The sequence below is a fragment of the Chitinophaga sp. NPDC101104 genome (genome assembly GCF_050277495.1).
Taxonomy (GTDB): domain Bacteria; phylum Bacteroidota; class Bacteroidia; order Chitinophagales; family Chitinophagaceae; genus Chitinophaga.
The window spans coordinates 3,378,328-3,395,669 of sequence record NZ_JBNNSF010000001.1; the positions used below are offsets into that span (position 1 = coordinate 3,378,328).

At 55.7% G+C, this 17,342-nt stretch carries 14 protein-coding genes; 8 read left to right on the forward strand and 6 right to left on the reverse strand.

Annotated elements, in window-relative coordinates; genetic code table 11:
* The first annotated feature begins 72 nt into the window (after window positions 1-72).
* Together ACQKLP_RS13545 and ACQKLP_RS13550 are read left to right on the forward strand one after the other, a co-directional pair.
* Window positions 73-1,596 (forward strand): GNAT family N-acetyltransferase, encoded by a 1,524-nt coding sequence (locus ACQKLP_RS13545; protein ID WP_427323282.1) that lies wholly within the window; start codon window positions 73-75, stop codon window positions 1,594-1,596.
* A 3-nt stretch (window positions 1,597-1,599) separates the two neighbouring features.
* A complete protein-coding gene (locus tag ACQKLP_RS13550; protein ID WP_427323283.1) occupies window positions 1,600-1,896 on the forward strand; it encodes a thiamine-binding protein in 297 nt (98 codons plus the stop codon).
* Between the two features lies 1 nt (window position 1,897).
* On the opposite strand, the gene ACQKLP_RS13555 is transcribed toward ACQKLP_RS13550, so the two are convergent.
* Complete coding sequence (locus ACQKLP_RS13555; protein ID WP_427323284.1) at window positions 1,898-2,545, reverse strand: DUF2306 domain-containing protein; 648 nt, start codon at window positions 2,543-2,545, stop codon at window positions 1,898-1,900.
* 120 nt (window positions 2,546-2,665) lie between these two features.
* Here ACQKLP_RS13555 and ACQKLP_RS13560 point away from each other — a divergent pair, with 120 nt between their 5' ends.
* Window positions 2,666-3,031 carry a winged helix-turn-helix transcriptional regulator gene (locus ACQKLP_RS13560; protein ID WP_427323285.1) on the forward strand — a complete coding sequence of 122 codons (366 nt, stop codon included), beginning with the start codon at window positions 2,666-2,668 and terminating at the stop codon, window positions 3,029-3,031.
* A gap of 104 nt (window positions 3,032-3,135) precedes the next feature.
* On the opposite strand, the gene ACQKLP_RS13565 is transcribed toward ACQKLP_RS13560, so the two are convergent.
* From ACQKLP_RS13565 to ACQKLP_RS13575, 3 genes are all read right to left on the reverse strand, one after another.
* Window positions 3,136-3,963 carry a hypothetical protein gene (locus tag ACQKLP_RS13565; protein ID WP_427323286.1) on the reverse strand — a complete coding sequence of 276 codons (828 nt, stop codon included), beginning with the start codon at window positions 3,961-3,963 and terminating at the stop codon, window positions 3,136-3,138.
* A 284-nt stretch (window positions 3,964-4,247) separates the two neighbouring features.
* Window positions 4,248-5,507, reverse strand: coding sequence for a YeiH family protein (locus ACQKLP_RS13570; RefSeq protein WP_427323287.1), 1,260 nt, complete (start codon window positions 5,505-5,507; stop codon window positions 4,248-4,250).
* Window positions 5,508-5,536: 29 nt separating this feature from the next.
* Complete coding sequence (locus ACQKLP_RS13575) at window positions 5,537-6,769, reverse strand: nucleoside recognition domain-containing protein (RefSeq protein WP_427323288.1); 1,233 nt, start codon at window positions 6,767-6,769, stop codon at window positions 5,537-5,539.
* Between the two features lie 158 nt (window positions 6,770-6,927).
* On the opposite strand from ACQKLP_RS13575, the gene ychF reads away from it, so the two are divergent.
* Window positions 6,928-8,031, forward strand: a complete 1,104-nt coding sequence (gene ychF, locus ACQKLP_RS13580) for a redox-regulated ATPase YchF (RefSeq protein WP_427323289.1) — start codon at window positions 6,928-6,930, stop codon at window positions 8,029-8,031.
* A gap of 90 nt (window positions 8,032-8,121) precedes the next feature.
* On the opposite strand, the gene ACQKLP_RS13585 is transcribed toward ychF, so the two are convergent.
* Both ACQKLP_RS13585 and metX read right to left on the reverse strand, forming a co-directional pair.
* Window positions 8,122-11,001 (reverse strand): TonB-dependent receptor domain-containing protein, encoded by a 2,880-nt coding sequence (locus ACQKLP_RS13585; RefSeq protein ID WP_427323290.1) that lies wholly within the window; start codon window positions 10,999-11,001, stop codon window positions 8,122-8,124.
* Window positions 11,002-11,219: 218 nt separating this feature from the next.
* The gene (metX, locus tag ACQKLP_RS13590) at window positions 11,220-12,242 is read right to left on the reverse strand and encodes a homoserine O-acetyltransferase MetX (RefSeq protein ID WP_427323291.1); all 1,023 of its coding nucleotides are present in this window, start codon (window positions 12,240-12,242) and stop codon (window positions 11,220-11,222) included.
* 160 nt (window positions 12,243-12,402) lie between these two features.
* Between metX and ACQKLP_RS13595 the strand changes: the two genes are divergently transcribed.
* The 4 genes from ACQKLP_RS13595 (at window position 12,403) to ACQKLP_RS13610 (ending at window position 17,086) form a co-directional block, all read left to right on the forward strand.
* Window positions 12,403-12,822, forward strand: a complete 420-nt coding sequence (locus ACQKLP_RS13595) for an OsmC family protein (RefSeq protein WP_427323292.1) — start codon at window positions 12,403-12,405, stop codon at window positions 12,820-12,822.
* A gap of 13 nt (window positions 12,823-12,835) precedes the next feature.
* Window positions 12,836-14,029, forward strand: coding sequence for a trans-sulfuration enzyme family protein (locus ACQKLP_RS13600; RefSeq protein WP_427323293.1), 1,194 nt, complete (start codon window positions 12,836-12,838; stop codon window positions 14,027-14,029).
* Window positions 14,030-14,154: 125 nt separating this feature from the next.
* Window positions 14,155-14,511 carry a hypothetical protein gene (locus tag ACQKLP_RS13605; protein ID WP_427323294.1) on the forward strand — a complete coding sequence of 119 codons (357 nt, stop codon included), beginning with the start codon at window positions 14,155-14,157 and terminating at the stop codon, window positions 14,509-14,511.
* Window positions 14,512-14,590: 79 nt separating this feature from the next.
* Entirely contained in the window at window positions 14,591-17,086 is a 2,496-nt protein-coding gene (locus tag ACQKLP_RS13610; protein ID WP_427323295.1) for a DUF5686 and carboxypeptidase regulatory-like domain-containing protein, read from the forward strand.
* The last annotated feature ends 256 nt before the right edge of the window (window positions 17,087-17,342 follow it).

Below are 17,342 nucleotides of genomic sequence, written 5' to 3' on the forward strand. Positions count from 1 at the left end.
TTCCCGCGACGGGCCCAATCTTTTTTAATGCCAAAAACGTTAATTTGTGTAAATAACCCAAAATAGCGGAAAATGGCAGAAGAAACGATCGATATAAGGCTACTGACGGCGGAAGATTACCGCGACCTCAAAGAATCCATGATGAGCGCGTATGCGGACATGCCCGGCAGTTACTGGCGGGAAGGTACCATCCAGCGGCTCATACAGCTCTTTCCCGATGGACAGATCGCCGTGACCGTAAACGGCAAGGTGGTGGGATGCGCTCTTTCCATCATCGTGGATTACGAGAAATTCGGGGACGACCACACCTACGAACAGATCACGGGATATTATACTTTCAGCACCCATAACCCGAAGGGCGACACGCTGTACGGCATCGAAGTGTTCGTACATCCCGATTATCGCGGGAAACGCCTCGCCCGGAGGCTATACGATGCGCGCAAGGCTCTTTGCGAGAACCTCAACCTCGAAGGCATCGTGGCCGGCGGGCGCATTCCCAACTACGAAAAGTACGCCGACCGCCTGAGCCCGCGCCAGTACCTCGAAAAAGTGCAGGACAAGGAAATCTACGATCCCACGCTCACCTTCCAGTTCAGCAACGATTTCATCGTCAAGAAAATATTACGGAATTACCTCCCGAACGACACCTCCTCCAAAGGCTTCGCCACGCTGCTGCAATGGTTCAATATCTATTATGAAAAAGACCGCGACACCATCCGCTACAACAAATCCACCGTGCGGATCGGCCTCGTGCAATGGCAAATGCGGACCTACGGGAGCATGGACGGCCTCCTGCAGCAAGTGGAGTTTTTCGTGGACGCCGTGAGCGATTACGAAGCGGATTTCGTCGTGTTCCCGGAATTCTTCAATGCGCCCCTCATGATCGAGTTCAACCAGCTCGACCCCGCGGCGGCCATCCGCGGACTGGCAAAATATACCGAGCCCCTGCGCGAGAAATTCTCCGAATTCGCCGTGAGCTACAACGTCAATATCATCACCGGCAGCATGCCCATCGTCATCGACGATCTGCTGTACAACATCAGTTACCTCTGCCGCCGCGACGGCACCTGGGAATCTTTCCGCAAAATCCATCCCACGCCCAGTGAAGTGTATAGCTGGGGCATGAAGGGCGGGAACGAAGTAAAGGTGTTCGATACGGATTGTGGGAAGATCGGGATCCTCATTTGCTACGACGTCGAATTCCCGGAACTGGGGCGGATCCTGGCGGACCAGGGGATGCAGATCCTTTTCGTTCCCTTCCTCACCGATACGCAAAACGGATACAACCGTGTGCGCTTCTGCGCGCAGGCCCGCGCTATCGAAAATGAATGCTATGTGGCCATCGCCGGGTGCGTGGGCAACCTTCCCCGTGTCAACAACATGGACCTGCAATACGCACAGTCTGCGGTGCTTACGCCTTCCGACTTCGCATTTCCCGTTACCGGCGTAAAGGCCGATGCCACGCCCAACACGGAAATGATCGTGGTGGCAGACGTAGACCTCGTATTGCTGAAAGAACTGCATGCATTTGGAAGCGTCCAGAATCTGAAGGATATTCGCAAAGATTTATACGAAGTGATCACCCGGAAAAAATAAACCATGCATCAGCATCATGTGAACCTGGCCCTGCAGATCGTACCGCAGGTGGCCTCGGAGAAAGTATACGCGGTAGTAGACGAAGCCATCGCCATCATCCAGCAAAGCGGCCTGAAATACCGCGTTTGTCCGTTCGAGACCGTTATGGAAGGCCGGTACGACCAGGTGATGGAAGTGGTGCGCCTGGCCCAGGAAGCCTGTTTCAAAGCCGGTGCGGGACAATTGCTCGTTTACGTTAAAATCCAGAATAACCAGGAACGGTCGGTCACCATCGAAGACAAGACCGGGAAATACGACTGAATCACTTTTTCCCTTTCGCCCTGCCCGTGCGGATGATCTCGTACGCATACAGCGGAACGGCCCATCCCATCCAGAACATCGGCACAGACACTTCCTCGAAACTGCCCAGTTGCTGCACGTAAGGTATTTTCAACGCAAACCCCGACACCAGGAACGCCACGGTCACGATGTAGCTTCTGACCATCCATTCCCTGTGCAGCTTGAATTGGCGGCGGAAGGCCGTCCACCAGGCGATGAAAGTAGCGCTGATCCATACGCTGGCCCAGACCTGGAGGGTAAATGAGTACCCCCAGCTGATGCTGCGCGCCGTCGTGGAAGCTAATACGAGCGCCGACAGGCTGCTGACGATGATGGCGAGGAGATAGAGATAACCGATGGCGCGGTGAAGCTTCCAACTGAAATTGCGCAGCTTCGGCCAGAACTGGACGATCCCGGAAATGAGGGCGCCGCCGCCTGCGGTGATATGCGCGATGAGAAACCAGCGGTAATCGTAATACCTGCCCAGCGCGTCCGGCGTCAATTGGAGGTAATGATCGGCCCCGTGCATGAAGAGCCAGGTCATGAAAAATACCCCGATCCAGATCATGAAGGGCAATACATCTTTGTAACTCACCGTAAAATGCGCGCCTGCGCCGATTCCTTTTTCCATGTCGATAATTTTTCTACGGCACAAAGATCACGGGAAACGGCAGGGGAGTCAATAACCGATAAAAGATTCGGTATGTTCGCGGCAACGGCGTTACGGAGAATGGCGTAAATTTATAACGCTATGTATACGAGAAAAATCGAAGAAGACCTCGACTGCGGCCTCTACCTGGCTATGAAAGTACTGGGCGGCAAATGGAAATGCTGCATCCTGGATGCCATCCACCGAGGCATGACCCGCCCCAGCCTCATCGCCAAATACATCCGGGAAGCCTCGCAGCGCGTCATCGAAATGCAGTTGGCGGAGTTGCTGCAGTTCGGCGTCGTGGAAAAGACGGTGGAAAATGAAACTGCCTATCCCAAAAAGTCGGAATACCGCCTTACGGTCCTCGGCGAAAGCCTCCTGCCGATCCTCTCGCAAATCGACGGTTGGGGGCTCCGCCATGCAGATGTCATCAAGGATCGGTTGTCTGAACCGGAAGTGAATTAACCCGCTTACCCAAATATTACTGCAAAAAAAGATGGCGCGATAGCCGAAGCGTGCCTTTTGCACAATTCGATGTCGCGCCGTGAATTCCAATTTTCCGGTCTTATCTATTCGTATTCGTATACAGACGTCGCGGAAACATCACCGGCATCTTTCTCTACGCCCGAAACCGGGTATCCCTGCGCGTCGTATTTGTATTCATATGTCGTAACTATTTCCGCATGTACCTGCTTGCTGCGCATGGCCATGGAAGTCATATCGTTGGCGGATTGCAGGAAGAAAAGCGCGGTAGGGTGGAGGAGCGGCTGGCGCATGCCCGCATAGGGGCTCGATTTCCTGCCGTACGTCAAACTCGTTACGCCCGCCGTATCTTTCCCGTTCGCCGCCATGGATGCAATGTAGGTGAGATTATCGCCCTCGTAGCGGTACACATGGTACGAATTTTCAGACGGATCTTCCGTATTCGTTTTGCGGATGGAAGTTACTTTCCCGTTCTGCATGCCGATGGTCCAGGTAGCGGAGCTTTGGGCCGTAGTTTCCCCTTCTTCGAAAACCTGTTCGTCCCCCGTGGCGCCGGTACCGGAATAGGTGTAGCTGATGACGTGGCGGCGGCCGTCGTGCCAGTAAGTCAATTTCGTTAACCGGCCGTTGCCATCGTACTCGAATTGCTGGCCGCCCTGTTCGTCGCCCGCTTTGCTAACGGCCATGAGGCGGTGCCCGGCGCCGTAACTGAACGTGAGCACTTCGGGTTCATCACCGGCGAGGGTGCGGGTGTATTTCCTGAGATATTTGACGGGAGCGGAAGCTACAGGCGCTTCAGCCGCGGTTTGCAGCGCGGTGGAATCGCCATGGGAGGATGCGCCGCCGCTCTGCTGGCAGGAAAGACAGAAAAGGCCGGATGCGGCCAGCGTTAACAGGAATGTCATGTTCTTCATTGCAAGTTATTTAGATGGGATGATCGCAAATTTGGCGAATTCCCGCTCCTTGCACTAGCGCCGGGCCGCGAAACGCCGGCGCCGGGCATCGGGATGCTGGATTTCCCTGTTGAATGGTCCGCCTCGATATGCGTAGCGCAAAAATGAGGGAAGCCGTTCCGGCGATCAATGGTTACGGCATGAATGGAAGATCGGGGAGCGCAAATAGCAGGATCCGCGGTATGAAAAGAAAAAGCCCGCGCCCGGAGGGGCGCAGGCTTCCGCGAAATGTACCGCAAATAACGTTAGCTGAAAAGATAACCGCCGAACACCAGGTACGCGATACCCAATGTCACCAGGACGTTGAACACCTGTGCGATGATGAACGCCATGGCAGGACGCCCATTTTCCATCCTGAAAATATCGGTGAATTTCGTCTCCAGCCCGATGCAGGTGAACGCCAGCGCGAAGAAGCAGGTTTGCAGCTCCTTGATGGGCGCTTTGACCGACTTCACAGTTTCGGGGGAAAGGACGAACGAAAATACGAGCGACACGAGGATAAAGCCCAGCACGAACTTCGGGAAGCGGTCCCAGATCGTGCGGAGACCGGGCCGGGGCTGATTCTCCGCTTTCTTGGAATAAGCCCACCAGAACGAAATGAGGAACGCCGCTACGCCGAGAAGCACGTTCTGCGAGAACTTGACGATCGTCGCGTATTTGAGGGCTTCTTCGCCGAGGAGGGTCCCCGCCGCCACTACCGCGCCGGAAGTATCGATGGTACCGCCCAGCCAGGCGCCCGCCACCGCAGGCGGCATATGCATCCACTGCGCGAGGTACGGCATAAAGATCATCATGGGAATGGCGACGATCAGCACCAGGGAAATCACGTGCGACAGTTTCTTGTTGTCTCCCTCGATGGCACCCGACGTGGCGATGGCCGCCGATACACCGCATATGCTCACTGCGCTGGAGATCATCATCCTGAACTCATCGTCCAGCCCGAATTTCTTGCAAAGCCAGAACGTAAAATACCACACGGAGAAAACCACGACAACGGACTGCAGCACGCCCAATCCGCCGCCTTTCATCAATTCCTGGAAAATGATCCCCGATCCGAGCAAAACCAGGCCCGTTTTGATGAACAGTTCCGTCTGCAACGCCGGCTTGATCCATTCCGGCAAACCGATGACGTTGCTGATGAAAAGCCCCAGCAGCAGGCTGAACAGCACGATCTCGATCCCGAGGTCTTTAATGGCCGCGTTGCTGGTGATCACCTGTGCAAACATGGACACCGCGAAGATGGCGAGGGCGCCGGTAAACAAACTTGCAGGCACTTTCTTTCCGCCCAGGATGTAGGCGATGAGCAATGCGCCGATCACCCAGGCGAACATGGCGAGCATTTTACCGTAGTTGGAAAGGTCGGTCAGCCGCGCGAGCAGGTCTTGCCCGCTGTTCCAGTCGAATTTCGGCATGGCTGGCCTGACGCCGAGGATAATGAGGAGGATGGCGGCAAAAGCCAGGATCACCGAGATCCAGTCTTCATGAAGGGAGAATTTTTTCTGCATCAGATTGTTGTTGGTTCCGTTTTTAATGGTTAATGAAAGAAGATATAGCCGATGATGATTGATGCGATGATACCCACCGCATCCGCGATGAGCCCGCAGGTGAGGGCGTAGCGTGTATTTTTGATATTGACCGATCCGAAATAGAGCGCCAGCACATAGAACGTCGTTTCCGTGGACCCCTGCATGATGCAGCCGAGCCTTCCTACGAAGGAATCCGGGCCGTAGGTGTCCATCAGTTCGGCCATCACGCCACGCGCGCCGCCGCCGCTGAAGATTTTCATGATACCAACGGGCAAGGCGGGAACGAAGTCGGTGTTCAGTCCCGCGAGGGCAACCAGGTAAGAGATGCCGTTAATGATGACGTCGAGGCAGCCGGAGGCCCGGAACACCGCAATCCCCACCAGGATGGCTACGAGATAGGGGATGATCATCACCGCGGTCGTAAACCCTTCTTTGGCGCCGTCGATAAACGCGTCGTAGACATTGATCTTCTTCTTCATGCCCATCAGCAAAAAGGAAACGATCACCGAAAAGATCACGATCCCGCCGATGATAGCGGTATTGGTGGCGATCTGGTCGGAAGGCATATCGCGCATCCACCAGTAAAGCCCGCCCATGAGGCCGATGAACCCGCCGATGAAAACGAGTATGGGCAATTTGAACAGGTTGATCCGCTGGAAAATCGCCACGGCGATCATGCCGGAAATGAAGGAGATGAATGTGCCGATCATGGTCGGGATGAAGATGTCCGCCGGGTTGGCGGCCTTCGCCGATAACCGCAGGGCCATCACCGCCGTGGGGATCATGGTGATGCCGGCCGTGTTGAGGACGAGGAACATGATCTGGGCATTGCTGGCGGTATCCTTGTCGGGATTGATGTCTTGCAGCTCCTTCATGGCCTTGAGCCCCATGGGCGTGGCGGCATTGTCGAGCCCCAGTGCGTTGGCGCTGAAGTTCATCACGATCGAGCCCATGGCCGGGTCACCTTTGGGAATGCCGGGGAAGAGCCTGCTGAAGAAAGGGCTCACGCCCCGCGCAAACACCGAGATCATACCCGCCCGCTCACCGATCTTCATGATCCCCAGCCAGAAAGCCATGACGCCCGTCAAGCCCAACGCCAGTTCCGCTCCGGTTTTACCGCTTTCGAACAGCGATTTGGTCATGGCCCCGAAGATGTCGGCGTCTCCCATGAAGATGAGGCGGAACAGTGCCACGGCGAAGGAAATCACGAAAAATGCGATCCAGACGTAATTTAAGGCCATATAAAGTCCTGCGGTTTAGTGGTATAAGCGGCCAAAATACGCTTTTCATTCCATCCCGGCCATAATTTTGTGATATGTAACGTGCAGGTTGTAACTCTTTCCCGGTTATCTCTGAAATACGGAATGGTTTTCATATCTTTGCGCAAATTTTTTGAAAAATGGCCTTGCAAGCAGGAATTGTCGGATTACCGAACGTAGGGAAGTCAACCTTGTTTAATGCTGTTTCCAACAGCGCAAAAGCTGAAGCGAGCAATTACCGCTTCTGCACCATCGAGCCCAATGTGGGATTGGTGGACGTGCCTGACGAGCGCATCGACAAGCTCGCCGAGCTCGTAAAACCGAACCGCACCGTGCCCACCACGATGGAGTTCGTGGACATCGCCGGCCTCGTAAAGGGCGCCAGCAAAGGGGACGGCCTCGGCAACAAGTTCCTCGCCAACATCCGTGAGGTAGACGCCATCGTGCACGTGATCCGCTGCTTCGAAGACGAGAACATCCTCCGCGACGAAGGGCCCATCAACCCCGTAGGCGACAAAGGCATCATCGATACCGAACTGCAGCTCAAAGACCTCGAAAGCGTGGAGAAAAAGATCGCCCGCACCGAGAAAATGGCGAAAACCGGCGGCGACGCCAAAGCCAAAGCCGAGTTCGAAATCCTCAAACGCTGCCAGGAATTCCTCGAACAAGGCCGCAACATCCGCGAACTGGGCCTCAGTAAAGAAGAAAAATCCGCTATCGCCGATCTTTTCCTGCTGACAGACAAGCCCGTTCTCTATGTGGCTAACGTAGACGAGGCTTCCATCCTCACCGGCAACAAATTCTCCCAGGCGCTCCAGGAAGCCGTGAAGGCCGAAAACGCCGAGGTGATCATCATGAACAACTCCATCGAAGCGCAGATCAGCGAACTGGAAGACGCTACCGATAAAGAACTGTTCTTCTCCGAATACGGCCTCACCGAGCCCGGCCTCAACCGCCTCATCCGCTCCGCTTATAAACTGCTGAACCTCATCACGTACTTTACCGCCGGCGTTCAGGAAGTGCGCGCCTGGACGATCCACCGCGGCTGGAAAGCCCCGCAGGCCGCCAGCGTGATCCACACCGATTTCGAGAAAGGGTTCATCAAAGCGGAAGTGATCGGTTATGAAGATTATGTGAAATTCGGCTCCGAAGCGTCTGCGCGCGACAATGGACGCCTCCGCATCGAAGGAAAGGAATACGTCGTTAGCGACGGGGATGTGATGCATTTCCGCTTTAACGTATAAAGATACTCTTGAGCAATCATGAGGGTTACAACAAAAGAAGGCCCCGGTGTAAAACCGGGGCCTTCGCTATTATGGCAATTCAGAAAATGACTAGAGGTTGTAACCGATGGAAGCATATGCCTGCGTGCCCACCGTGGGGTTGCCCCATGATTGGATGTATTGCTTGCCGGTGATGTTGGCGCCGCCGATCTTCAGTGTAACCTTCGGTTTGGGGAACAGGTAAGACACCTGCGCGTCCAATGCGCCGTAGGCGGGGATTTCGCCGAGGTTGTTCACCCGCACCAGCGGCCCCACGAAGGAGGAAGACCATACGAAGGCTTCCTGCCAGCGCCAGGAGATGTTAAACCCGAAATTGCTCTGGGCAACATTGCGGTTGCCGAAGTTGAGGTTGTAGCGGTAGCGCGGCGTGTTGTACATCGCCTGGAAGCCGCCCAGCTCGTCTTCGTTGCGCAGTTTGTTGTAAGACACGTTGCCGCCCACGGTAAAGTTGGCGGGCAGGCGGTAATCCAGCCCCAGCGCCCAACCCCAGGATTTGAGGTCTTTTTCGTAGTTCACGGGGATGCTGTAGACTTCCTGGCCGGTAGCCGTCACTTTTACAAGCACCTGGCTGCCGTTGAAGTTTTTGAAGGTGTTGGTATACGCATAAGCGTCGATGAGCAATTTACCGGAAATGAGCGCCTTGTACCCCAGTTCGAACGCCTCCACTTTTTCAGGCTTGAACTCCCGGAAAGTATAAGGCTTGGGAGCGCCGGCCTGGATGGATTCGAGCGAGAACACGTTGGGGCCGTTCAGCCCGTACCGTTCGCGGAGGAAGGGGAGGCCGCCCAGCAAACGGGCCTGCGGCGTCAGCAGGTCGATGTACTGGTCTTGGGTGTGCGGGATGCGGAAACCGGTCTGGAAAGACGCGCGGATGTTATGCGTTTTCAGGAAAGTGTACACTGCGGAAAGCCGGGGACTGAATTGCCCCTCGAAATTCTCGTTCTTGTCGTAACGCAATGCCGCACTCAGTTTGAGGTTCTCCTCCAGCAATCTTTTACCCACCTGCACATAACCGCCGTATTCGTGGATGCGGAATTCGTCGCCGTTATCGTCTACCGCGAAAATAGTTTTTTCGGAATTGAGGGCATAGACGCGGTAGTTACCGCCCACCATCAGTTCCATGAAGCTGATCTGGTTCTTGAAGTTATACATGAACTCGCCCTGGTACAGGTTGGTCTTGTCCATGAACTTGGCACCCACGCCATTGGCGTCTCCTGGAATGGGCTTGTCTTTTACTTTGTTGGCCGCGTCTTCGAACTCTTTGGAGCCGGGCATGAGCCTGCCGCGGTCGGCATATTTACGCGCTGCGTCGTGGAACCCGCCGGAACCGCCTTTCGCAGCGGCCGTTGCGGTAGCAAAAGCCTGTGCCGGCGATTGGCCGCTGCCCATCGCCTGCTGGAAGGCAGTGGAGAAAGTCGTCAGGCCCTGGGTAGCGTATGTCCCGAAGTATTCCGGGAACCACTTGGCGGCGCTGGGGCTCCAGGCTTCGTTGATGCCGGCGCCGAGCGTGCCCACGGCATAGGAATCGCCGGAACGCTCCTGCGTGGTATATGCGCGCACATAGAAATTATCCGCCCGCAGCTCGATCTTATACTGTCCCATCCGGAAATTCTTGATGGAATAGCGGTCGGCCCCGGTATATACGGTGGTGCCGGTCCCGTAGCTGCCCTGCGCGAGCAGTTCCAGGTTGGGATTGATCTTGTAATGCAATGCCACGTTCGCTTTCAGGTTCTTGGTATCGTAATCGGCCAGGTCCCTTTCGTTGTAACCCGTGCGGGAAACGTAACTCCGGGCGCTGTCCGGCATAAATGCGCGGTAGATCTGTTGCGGCGTGATGAGACCGCCCGTTGCGGCCGACAGTGCTGCGATGCCATTGCTCAGCGGGTTCCCGGGCGTAAAGGCTGTCGGCTTCAACGCCTGGAACATGTTCACGTTGGTTTCGTCGCCATAAATATTGACGCCGTTATACCCCGGGTTGCTCCGGTTGCCGGATTTCAGGTCGAAACCGTTCAGCAGGCTCTGGTCGCGGTCGTCGTACGCCTGCCAGTCGTCTGCCTTGATGTATCCGAGGTTGATTTTGAAGGCGAATTTATCGTTGAAGGCTTTCGCATAGCGAACGGCCACGTCATAATAACCGGTTGTGCCCTTGCTTCTGCCGGATTCGCTCAGGATACCGGATTTCACGATGGCGCTGAGGCCCTGGTACTGGAAGGGGCTTTTGCTGTTCAGCAGCACGATCCCGTTCAGCGCATTCGGCCCGTACAGCGCAGACGCCGCACCGGGCAGCACTTCCACGTTGTCCATATCCAGTTCGGTAATGCCCACGATATTGCCCACGGAGAAGTTGAGGCCGGGGGCCTGGTTGTCCATCCCGTCGATCAGCTGCAACATACGGGTGTTACCGTTGCTGTTGAATCCGCGGGAGTTCACGGATTTGAAAGTGAGGCTCTGGGTGCTGAGCTCCACGCCCTTCATATTGGCCAATGCGTCGTAGAACGTTGGGGCCGGCATCGCCTTGATGGCGCGGCTATCGATCTTTTCAATGGACACCGGCGATTCCAGGGCGCTTTGGGCGGTCCTGTTGGCCGACACCACCACTTCCTGCCCGAGGATTTCAGTGGAACTGAGCTGCACGTTCACGGAAGTGGACGCGTCCGTCACCGATTGTTCCAGCGGAGAGTAGCCCACGAAGGAAAAAACCAGCGTCAGCGGCAGTTTATGCGTCGTGCGAACAGAAAATTCACCGTTCGCGTTGGTGACAGCCCCCGCATTGGCGCCCTTGACGGACACGGTCACGCCCGGCAATGCCTGCCGGGTGGTAGCGTCCAGCACGGTACCATTGATGGTCTGCTGTTGTTGTGCGAAGGAAGCCTGGCAAAGGAAAACCAGCAAAGTGGCCAGCCAGCAAAAACTTTGTCTACATACTTTCATAAAGTCTGGATTTGGTGATCGGAAAGGGCGCAGGTTAGGAATTTGGTTAATGAAAATGAACAGGTTATGATATTGTATCAGTTGATACAGAGAAGTTAAGCTATTTTTTGAAAACCAAAAATTTTTCAATTAGAAATATGGGTAATACAAGGATGACCGGCGCCATCAAAGTAGTTTGACGATCGCTGAAAATCTGGTGTTGGTTTCCGGTGGAAGGATTATCGCAGTTCGAGGAATTCGCGGAGGATCCGGCCGATTTTTTCGAATTCGATGAGGAAGCCATCGTGCCCGTACGGTGAGTCTATCTCGTGGTACACGCAGTTATGCATGTGGCGCGCCAGGAGCATTTGTTCTTCCGGCGGACAAAGTATATCGCTGGTGATCCCGATCAGGAGGGTTTTGGATTCGATCTGGCGAAGGGTAGTGGCCACGTCGGCATGCCGCCCGCGCGAAACGTTGTGGCTGTCCATCGCTTTGGTCAGTAACCAGTAGCATTGCGCGTTGAAGCGGCGGACGAGCTTATCGCCCTGGTATACGATATAGGAAGACGCTTTGAAATTGTCGGTTTTCTCGTTGTCGGGATCGGTTTGGGCCTTCATGAAGGTCTGATAATTCCGGTAGGTGAGCATCCCGATGGCGCGGGCGGCTTTGAGCCCTTTGGCGCCTGCATCCCTGCGCGGTTCTTCCCAGCTCCCGTCTGCCTCGATGGCCAGGCGCTGCGAGGTGTGCACGGCAATGCCCCAGGCGCTTTCGGCCGCGCCGGTGCAGAGGAGGAACAGTCGGCCGATGCGCTCCGGCTCCATGAGCGCCCATTCCAGCACCTGGTAACCGCCCATGCTGCCGCCGGCCAGCAAACCGATCCGTTCGATGCCGAGATGTTTGCGGAGGAGGATGTGCGCATGCACGATGTCGCGGATCGTCACCTGCGGGAACGTCCGGAACCAGGGCTCCCCGGTTGCGGGGTCGGTGCTCAGCGGCCCGGAACTGCCGTAGCAGGACCCTAAAATATTGGCGCACACGATGAAATGCCGCGCCGGGTCAATCACCTTGCCTTCGCCCACCAGGCCCGTCCACCAGTCGGCCACATCCGAATTCGCGGTAAGGGCATGGCAGATCCAGACCACGTTATCTCCCGTGGGGCTTTGGGTCCCGTAAGTATGATAGGCGATCTCGATCCCCGGCAATACCGCGCCGGATTCCAGCCTGAACGGCTGCTGGCTGTGAAAGGTCTGCAATGACAACGGTGTAAAAAATTTTGCGCAAACCTACAAAAGTCGACGCCCATTTACAAATCCGGGCTGACGAACCCCGTTTGTCATCCGTATGTTATTCATAGAGATATTTTATCTTTGAAGCGCAGCATATCTGCTAATTTTACATCAAACCGAACAAACAAGAGATATGAAGATCGCTTTACAACGCATTGACGACGGGTTTAACATGGAAGCCGTGGACGAGCAGGGCCACAAGGTATTAATGGACTCCTCCGTAGAAAACGGCGGTAAAAACAACGGCGTTCGCCCTATGCAGATGTTGCTCATGGGCCTCGGCGGCTGCTCCGCTATCGACGTGGTGATGATCCTCAAGAAACAGCGCCAGGAAATCACCGACTTCCGCATCGAGATCGAAGCCGACCGGGAGCAGGGCAAGGAACCGTCGCTCTGGGAAAAAGCACATATCATATTTCATATCGCAGGCAAGGTAGACGCCGACAAGGCCGCCCGCGCGGTGGAACTGTCCATGAACAAATACTGCTCCGTCGCCGAAACCCTCCGCCGGGGCAACACAGAGCTGACCTGGGAAGTAAAACTCAATGCCTGACACCAACTGGAACATGAAAAAGAGAAAAATCAAACCGACCTTCCGGCCCGAGACCCGGGCCATCCGCATACAACCCGGCAGAACGCCGAACATGGAACACAGCAGCCCATTATACCTGACTTCCAGCTTCTGTTATGAAGATTCGGAAGCCATGCGGGCCGCGTTCGCCGACGAAACGGACGCTTACATCTACTCCCGTTTCAGCAACCCGACCGTGGAAGAATTTTCCCAGCGCATGAGCGCGCTGGAAGGAGCGGAGAGCGGTTTCGCCACCGCGTCGGGGATGAGCGCCATTTTCGGCAGCTTCATGGCTTTCCTCAAAGCCGGCGATCACCTGCTGAGCAGCGCGTCCATCTTCGGTTCCACGCATACGGTCATCACGAAGTTCCTGCCCAAATGGAACATCCAGCATACGTATTTCGACATCACCAAACCCGAAACCATCGAAGCCCTGATCCAGCCCAATACGAAAATGATCTTCATCGAAACGCCCTCCAACCCGGGCCTCGACGTGATCGACCTCGAGCTGGTATCGAAAATCGCAAAGAAGCACAATGTGCTCCTGAACGTCGATAACTGCTTCGCCACGCCCGCCATTCAACGGCCGCTGGAATTCGGCGCAGACCTCGTCACCCATTCGGCTACCAAGTGGCTCGACGGGCAGGGACGCGTGCTGGGCGGCATCGTGCTGGGTAAAAAGGAGCTGGTGGACGAAGTATACGCCTTTTGCAGAAGCACCGGCCCGTCGCTGAGCCCGTTCAACGCCTGGGTATTGGCCCGGAGCCTGGAAACGCTGCACGTGCGCATGGAGCGCCACGCGTCCACGGCGCTGTCGCTGGCGGAGGCGCTGGAAGGCAACGAGCACGTGGAATGGGTGAAATACCCTTTCCTGGCTTCCCATCCGCAATACGAGATCGCGAAAAAACAAATGTCCTCCGGCGGAGGGATCGTTTGCTTCGAGATCAAGGGCGGACTGGAGCGCGGCCGCCGGTTCCTCGACCAGCTGGAGCTCCTGAGCCTCACGGCCAACCTGGGCGACAGCAGAAGCATCGCTTCACATCCCGCATCCACCACACATGCCAAGCTCAGTGAGGCGGAAAGGCTGAAAGTGGGCATCACGCCGGGCCTTATCCGCATTTCCTGCGGCCTCGAACATAAAGACGATATCCTGGAAGACGTGCTGCAGGCGCTGGACGCCAGCCGCTAACGTACGGAAGCACACGTTTTCGAACCTTCAGCCACAAACTCGCAGAAACTTGTTTTTTTGTGAATTTGTGGCTGAATTGTGTAAATTCCTTTCCGATTACCTGTATTTCTCTTAAATCCACCCGCATGCGCTTTGTGCTCGCTATCCTTCTGACCGCCCTGCTGGGCTACATCCTCGGACTTTTCCTGCCCTGGTGGGCTATTGCCGTGGCGGCATTCATCGTGGCGCTCGTTTGGCAACAGCGGCCCGGAAAGGCATTCCTCAGCGGCTTTTTGGCCATTTTCCTCCTGTGGGGCGCATTGGCGCTGGTGGCAGATATCCGGAACGATCATATCCTGGGGAACCGGATGAGCGAGCTGATCGCCGGGAGCAAAATGCCCACGGTGCTCGTAGCCGCATCGGCGCTCATCGGCGGGCTGGTGGCAGGCATGGGCGCGCTTTCGGCGAGCGTGTTGCGCCCCGCGCCCAAAAAAGCGGCCTGATCTGTTCTTGTGTGTTAAAGTTTGTCTAAAAGCCCGGGAAAGGGTAGCCGCGTGTAAGGCCAACCGTTACATTTGACACATGATGAAAATTGTACTTCCGTTTTTGCTGATCCTGTTTGTACTCCCTGCCTCCGCCGCCCACGTCCGCGGCGTCGTCACCAATCACCAGGGCGAGCCGCTCCCGTTCGCCACCGTCATGATCAAAGGCACCACCCTCGGTACCACTACCAATGCCAGGGGCGCTTACGTGCTGGATGTGCCAGCTGGCAGCCATGTCATCGTTTGCCAATATATGGGTTACAGGAAGGAAGAGAAACGTGTGGAAGCGGGAAGCGGGCCACAGGAACTGAATTTCTCGCTGGAACCGGTGAGCCTCCAGATGAAGGAAGTAGTGGTTAAGTCGGGCGGGGAAGACCCTGCATACGCCATCATCCGGCAAGCCATCAAAAAAAGACCGTATTACCTCTCGCAAGTGAAGAACTTTACCTGCGAATCCTATATCAAAATGCTCGCCCGGATGCGAAACATGCCCAAACGGTTCTTCGGTACGAAAGTGGACCCGGCAGACATTGGCGTGGATTCCTCCGGCAAAGGGATCGTGGCGCTCACCGAATCCCTCACCAAAATCGCCTGGCGAGACCCCGACATGAAGCTCGAAGTGATCTCCAGCAGGTCCAGCGGCGGCGGGCTCGGGTTCGACATCCCCACCGTCATCAATTTCTACAAAAACAACGTGGAAGCCATGCAGACGCAGGTAGGGCCGCGGGGATTCATTTCGCCCATTTCCGACAACGCGCTGTTCTATTATAAGTACCGGCTGGAAGGGACTTTCGTGGACGACGGCAAACTGGTCAACAAGATCCTCGTCATCCCGCGCCGCAAATACGAACCGCTTTTCGCCGGGCATATTTATATCACGGAAGACGACTGGCGCATCCACAGCACCGATCTCATGCTCACCAAAGAGTACCAGCTGGAGCTGATAGACACGCTCGTGATCCGGCAAACCCATGTGCCCGTGGCGCCCGACGTCTGGCGCACGAAAGACCAGGTCGTGTACCTCGCCGCGAAACTTTTCGGGTTCGACATCACCGCCAATTCCGTGAACGTATATTCCAAATACGACCTTCATCCCGTGTTCCCCAAAGGTTACTTCAACAAAGTGATCATGAAATACGATAAGAACGCCGAATGGCGGGATAAGCCGTATTGGGACAGTGTGCGCCCGCTGCCGCTGGAAGCCGACGAGCAGCGCGATTTCCATGTGAAAGACAGCACCGCCCGCGCCCGCCGCGATTCTGCGAAGGGCCGCATGCAGCTGGATTCCCTGCGCGCCAGGCCCCAGCCCGTAAAAGCGATGGACGTGCTGTGGGGAGGCGTGGACCATCGCTGGTGGTTCCAGGGAGATACTTCCGTGCAGTCGCACACCCTACACATTCCCGGACTGATAAAAGGCCTGAGCTACAACACGGTGGAAGGCGTGGCTTTGCAGATCAATCCCGGTGTCACGTTCTCCCTGCCCAACCGGCGGTACCTGACCTGGCTGTCCAACGTCCGGTACGGGTTTTCGAACACGCACCTCCAGGCCAGCACGGGCTTCACGCTCACGCGGGTGCCCGATGGCGGGATCGGGGCGAGGAATACCTGGACTGCCGGCGGCGGGAAACGCATCACCCAGTTCAACCGCGCCAACCCGATCGGGCCGGTGATGAATTCGCTCTACACTTTGTTGCTGGGCGAGAATTACATGAAATTGTACGAAAGCCGCTTCGCGACGTTGGGATTCAGCAGGGTATACGAAAGTTCGTTCGCCTTCAGCGTGAATGCGCTGTACGAAAACCGCAACGCCGTGGAGAACACAACCGATTTCACGCTCTTCAACCGCGACCGGTCATCCTTCACGCCCAATCATCCCGAAGACCTGGCGGGCATTCCTTTCGGCAACGAAAAAGTGCTCACGGTCGGCGGTAACGTCAGCTTCCAGCCCGGACAAAAATATATCGAGTACCCGCGGGGCAGGAGGGCCATCGGCTCCAAATACCCGACACTGTCTGCCGGCTACCGTAAAGGCTTCATGGACGCCAATTTCGATAAATGGAACTTCGACGTGAAAGATGAAATGAATTTCAAGCTATTGGGAGAACTGAAATACCATGTGGGATTAGGCGGATTCCTCAATGCCCAATCCGTCCCCATCCCCGACATGCAGCATTTCAATGGCAACCAGACCTTCCTCAATATCCGCTACCTTAGCAGCTTTCAGCTCGCGGGGTATTACGAATACAGTACCACGGCCGATCTGTTCGCCACGGCCAACGTAGAGCATCATTTCAACGGCCTGCTCACCAACCGCATCCCGCTGTTCAACCGGTTGAAGTGGCACCTGGTGGCGGGGAGCAATGCATTTTATGTGAACAGGAACAATAATTACGTGGAGGTTTTCGCCGGGCTGGAAAATATCTTCAAAGTGCTGCGGGTAGATGTGGTGGCCGGGTACCAAAGTCAAACGGACACGCGGATCGGGGTGCGGCTTGGGTTTGGAGGGATCCTGGGCGGTGCGTTCAAGGTGGAATAGCAACGATTTGTATAAAGACGAAGGCTGTCTGCCCGATTGCCGGGAGACAGCCTTTCCTTTTTTTAGCTTGCCAAAGGATATCGTTGGGAAGCGGTTAAGCGCGGACGCGGAGTGTTTTCCGCCTGCCGTTGCCTGCCGCTTTTTTAAGTTTTACTTCGCTGTGTGCATGATAAGCTGCAATGCGGTAAAGACAAAACAAAACAATGGCGCTGATGAGGTAAATTGCGTAAATACTCATATAGGTTACTGTTTAGGG

What these genes read in the sequence shown, in the direction of transcription:
- ACQKLP_RS13545 (WP_427323282.1), top strand. Translation starts at nt 73, where the DNA reads ATGGCAGAAGAAACGATCGATATAAGGCTACTGACGGCGGAAGATTAC.
- ACQKLP_RS13550 (WP_427323283.1), top strand. Translation starts at nt 1,600, where the DNA reads ATGCATCAGCATCATGTGAACCTGGCCCTGCAGATCGTACCGCAGGTG.
- ACQKLP_RS13555 (WP_427323284.1), bottom strand. Translation starts at nt 2,545, where the DNA reads ATGGAAAAAGGAATCGGCGCAGGCGCGCATTTTACGGTGAGTTACAAA.
- ACQKLP_RS13560 (WP_427323285.1), top strand. Translation starts at nt 2,666, where the DNA reads ATGTATACGAGAAAAATCGAAGAAGACCTCGACTGCGGCCTCTACCTG.
- ACQKLP_RS13565 (WP_427323286.1), bottom strand. Translation starts at nt 3,963, where the DNA reads ATGAAGAACATGACATTCCTGTTAACGCTGGCCGCATCCGGCCTTTTC.
- ACQKLP_RS13570 (WP_427323287.1), bottom strand. Translation starts at nt 5,507, where the DNA reads ATGCAGAAAAAATTCTCCCTTCATGAAGACTGGATCTCGGTGATCCTG.
- ACQKLP_RS13575 (WP_427323288.1), bottom strand. Translation starts at nt 6,769, where the DNA reads ATGGCCTTAAATTACGTCTGGATCGCATTTTTCGTGATTTCCTTCGCC.
- ychF (WP_427323289.1), top strand. Translation starts at nt 6,928, where the DNA reads ATGGCCTTGCAAGCAGGAATTGTCGGATTACCGAACGTAGGGAAGTCA.
- ACQKLP_RS13585 (WP_427323290.1), bottom strand. Translation starts at nt 11,001, where the DNA reads ATGAAAGTATGTAGACAAAGTTTTTGCTGGCTGGCCACTTTGCTGGTT.
- ACQKLP_RS13595 (WP_427323292.1), top strand. Translation starts at nt 12,403, where the DNA reads ATGAAGATCGCTTTACAACGCATTGACGACGGGTTTAACATGGAAGCC.
- ACQKLP_RS13600 (WP_427323293.1), top strand. Translation starts at nt 12,836, where the DNA reads ATGAAAAAGAGAAAAATCAAACCGACCTTCCGGCCCGAGACCCGGGCC.
- ACQKLP_RS13605 (WP_427323294.1), top strand. Translation starts at nt 14,155, where the DNA reads ATGCGCTTTGTGCTCGCTATCCTTCTGACCGCCCTGCTGGGCTACATC.
- ACQKLP_RS13610 (WP_427323295.1), top strand. Translation starts at nt 14,591, where the DNA reads ATGATGAAAATTGTACTTCCGTTTTTGCTGATCCTGTTTGTACTCCCT.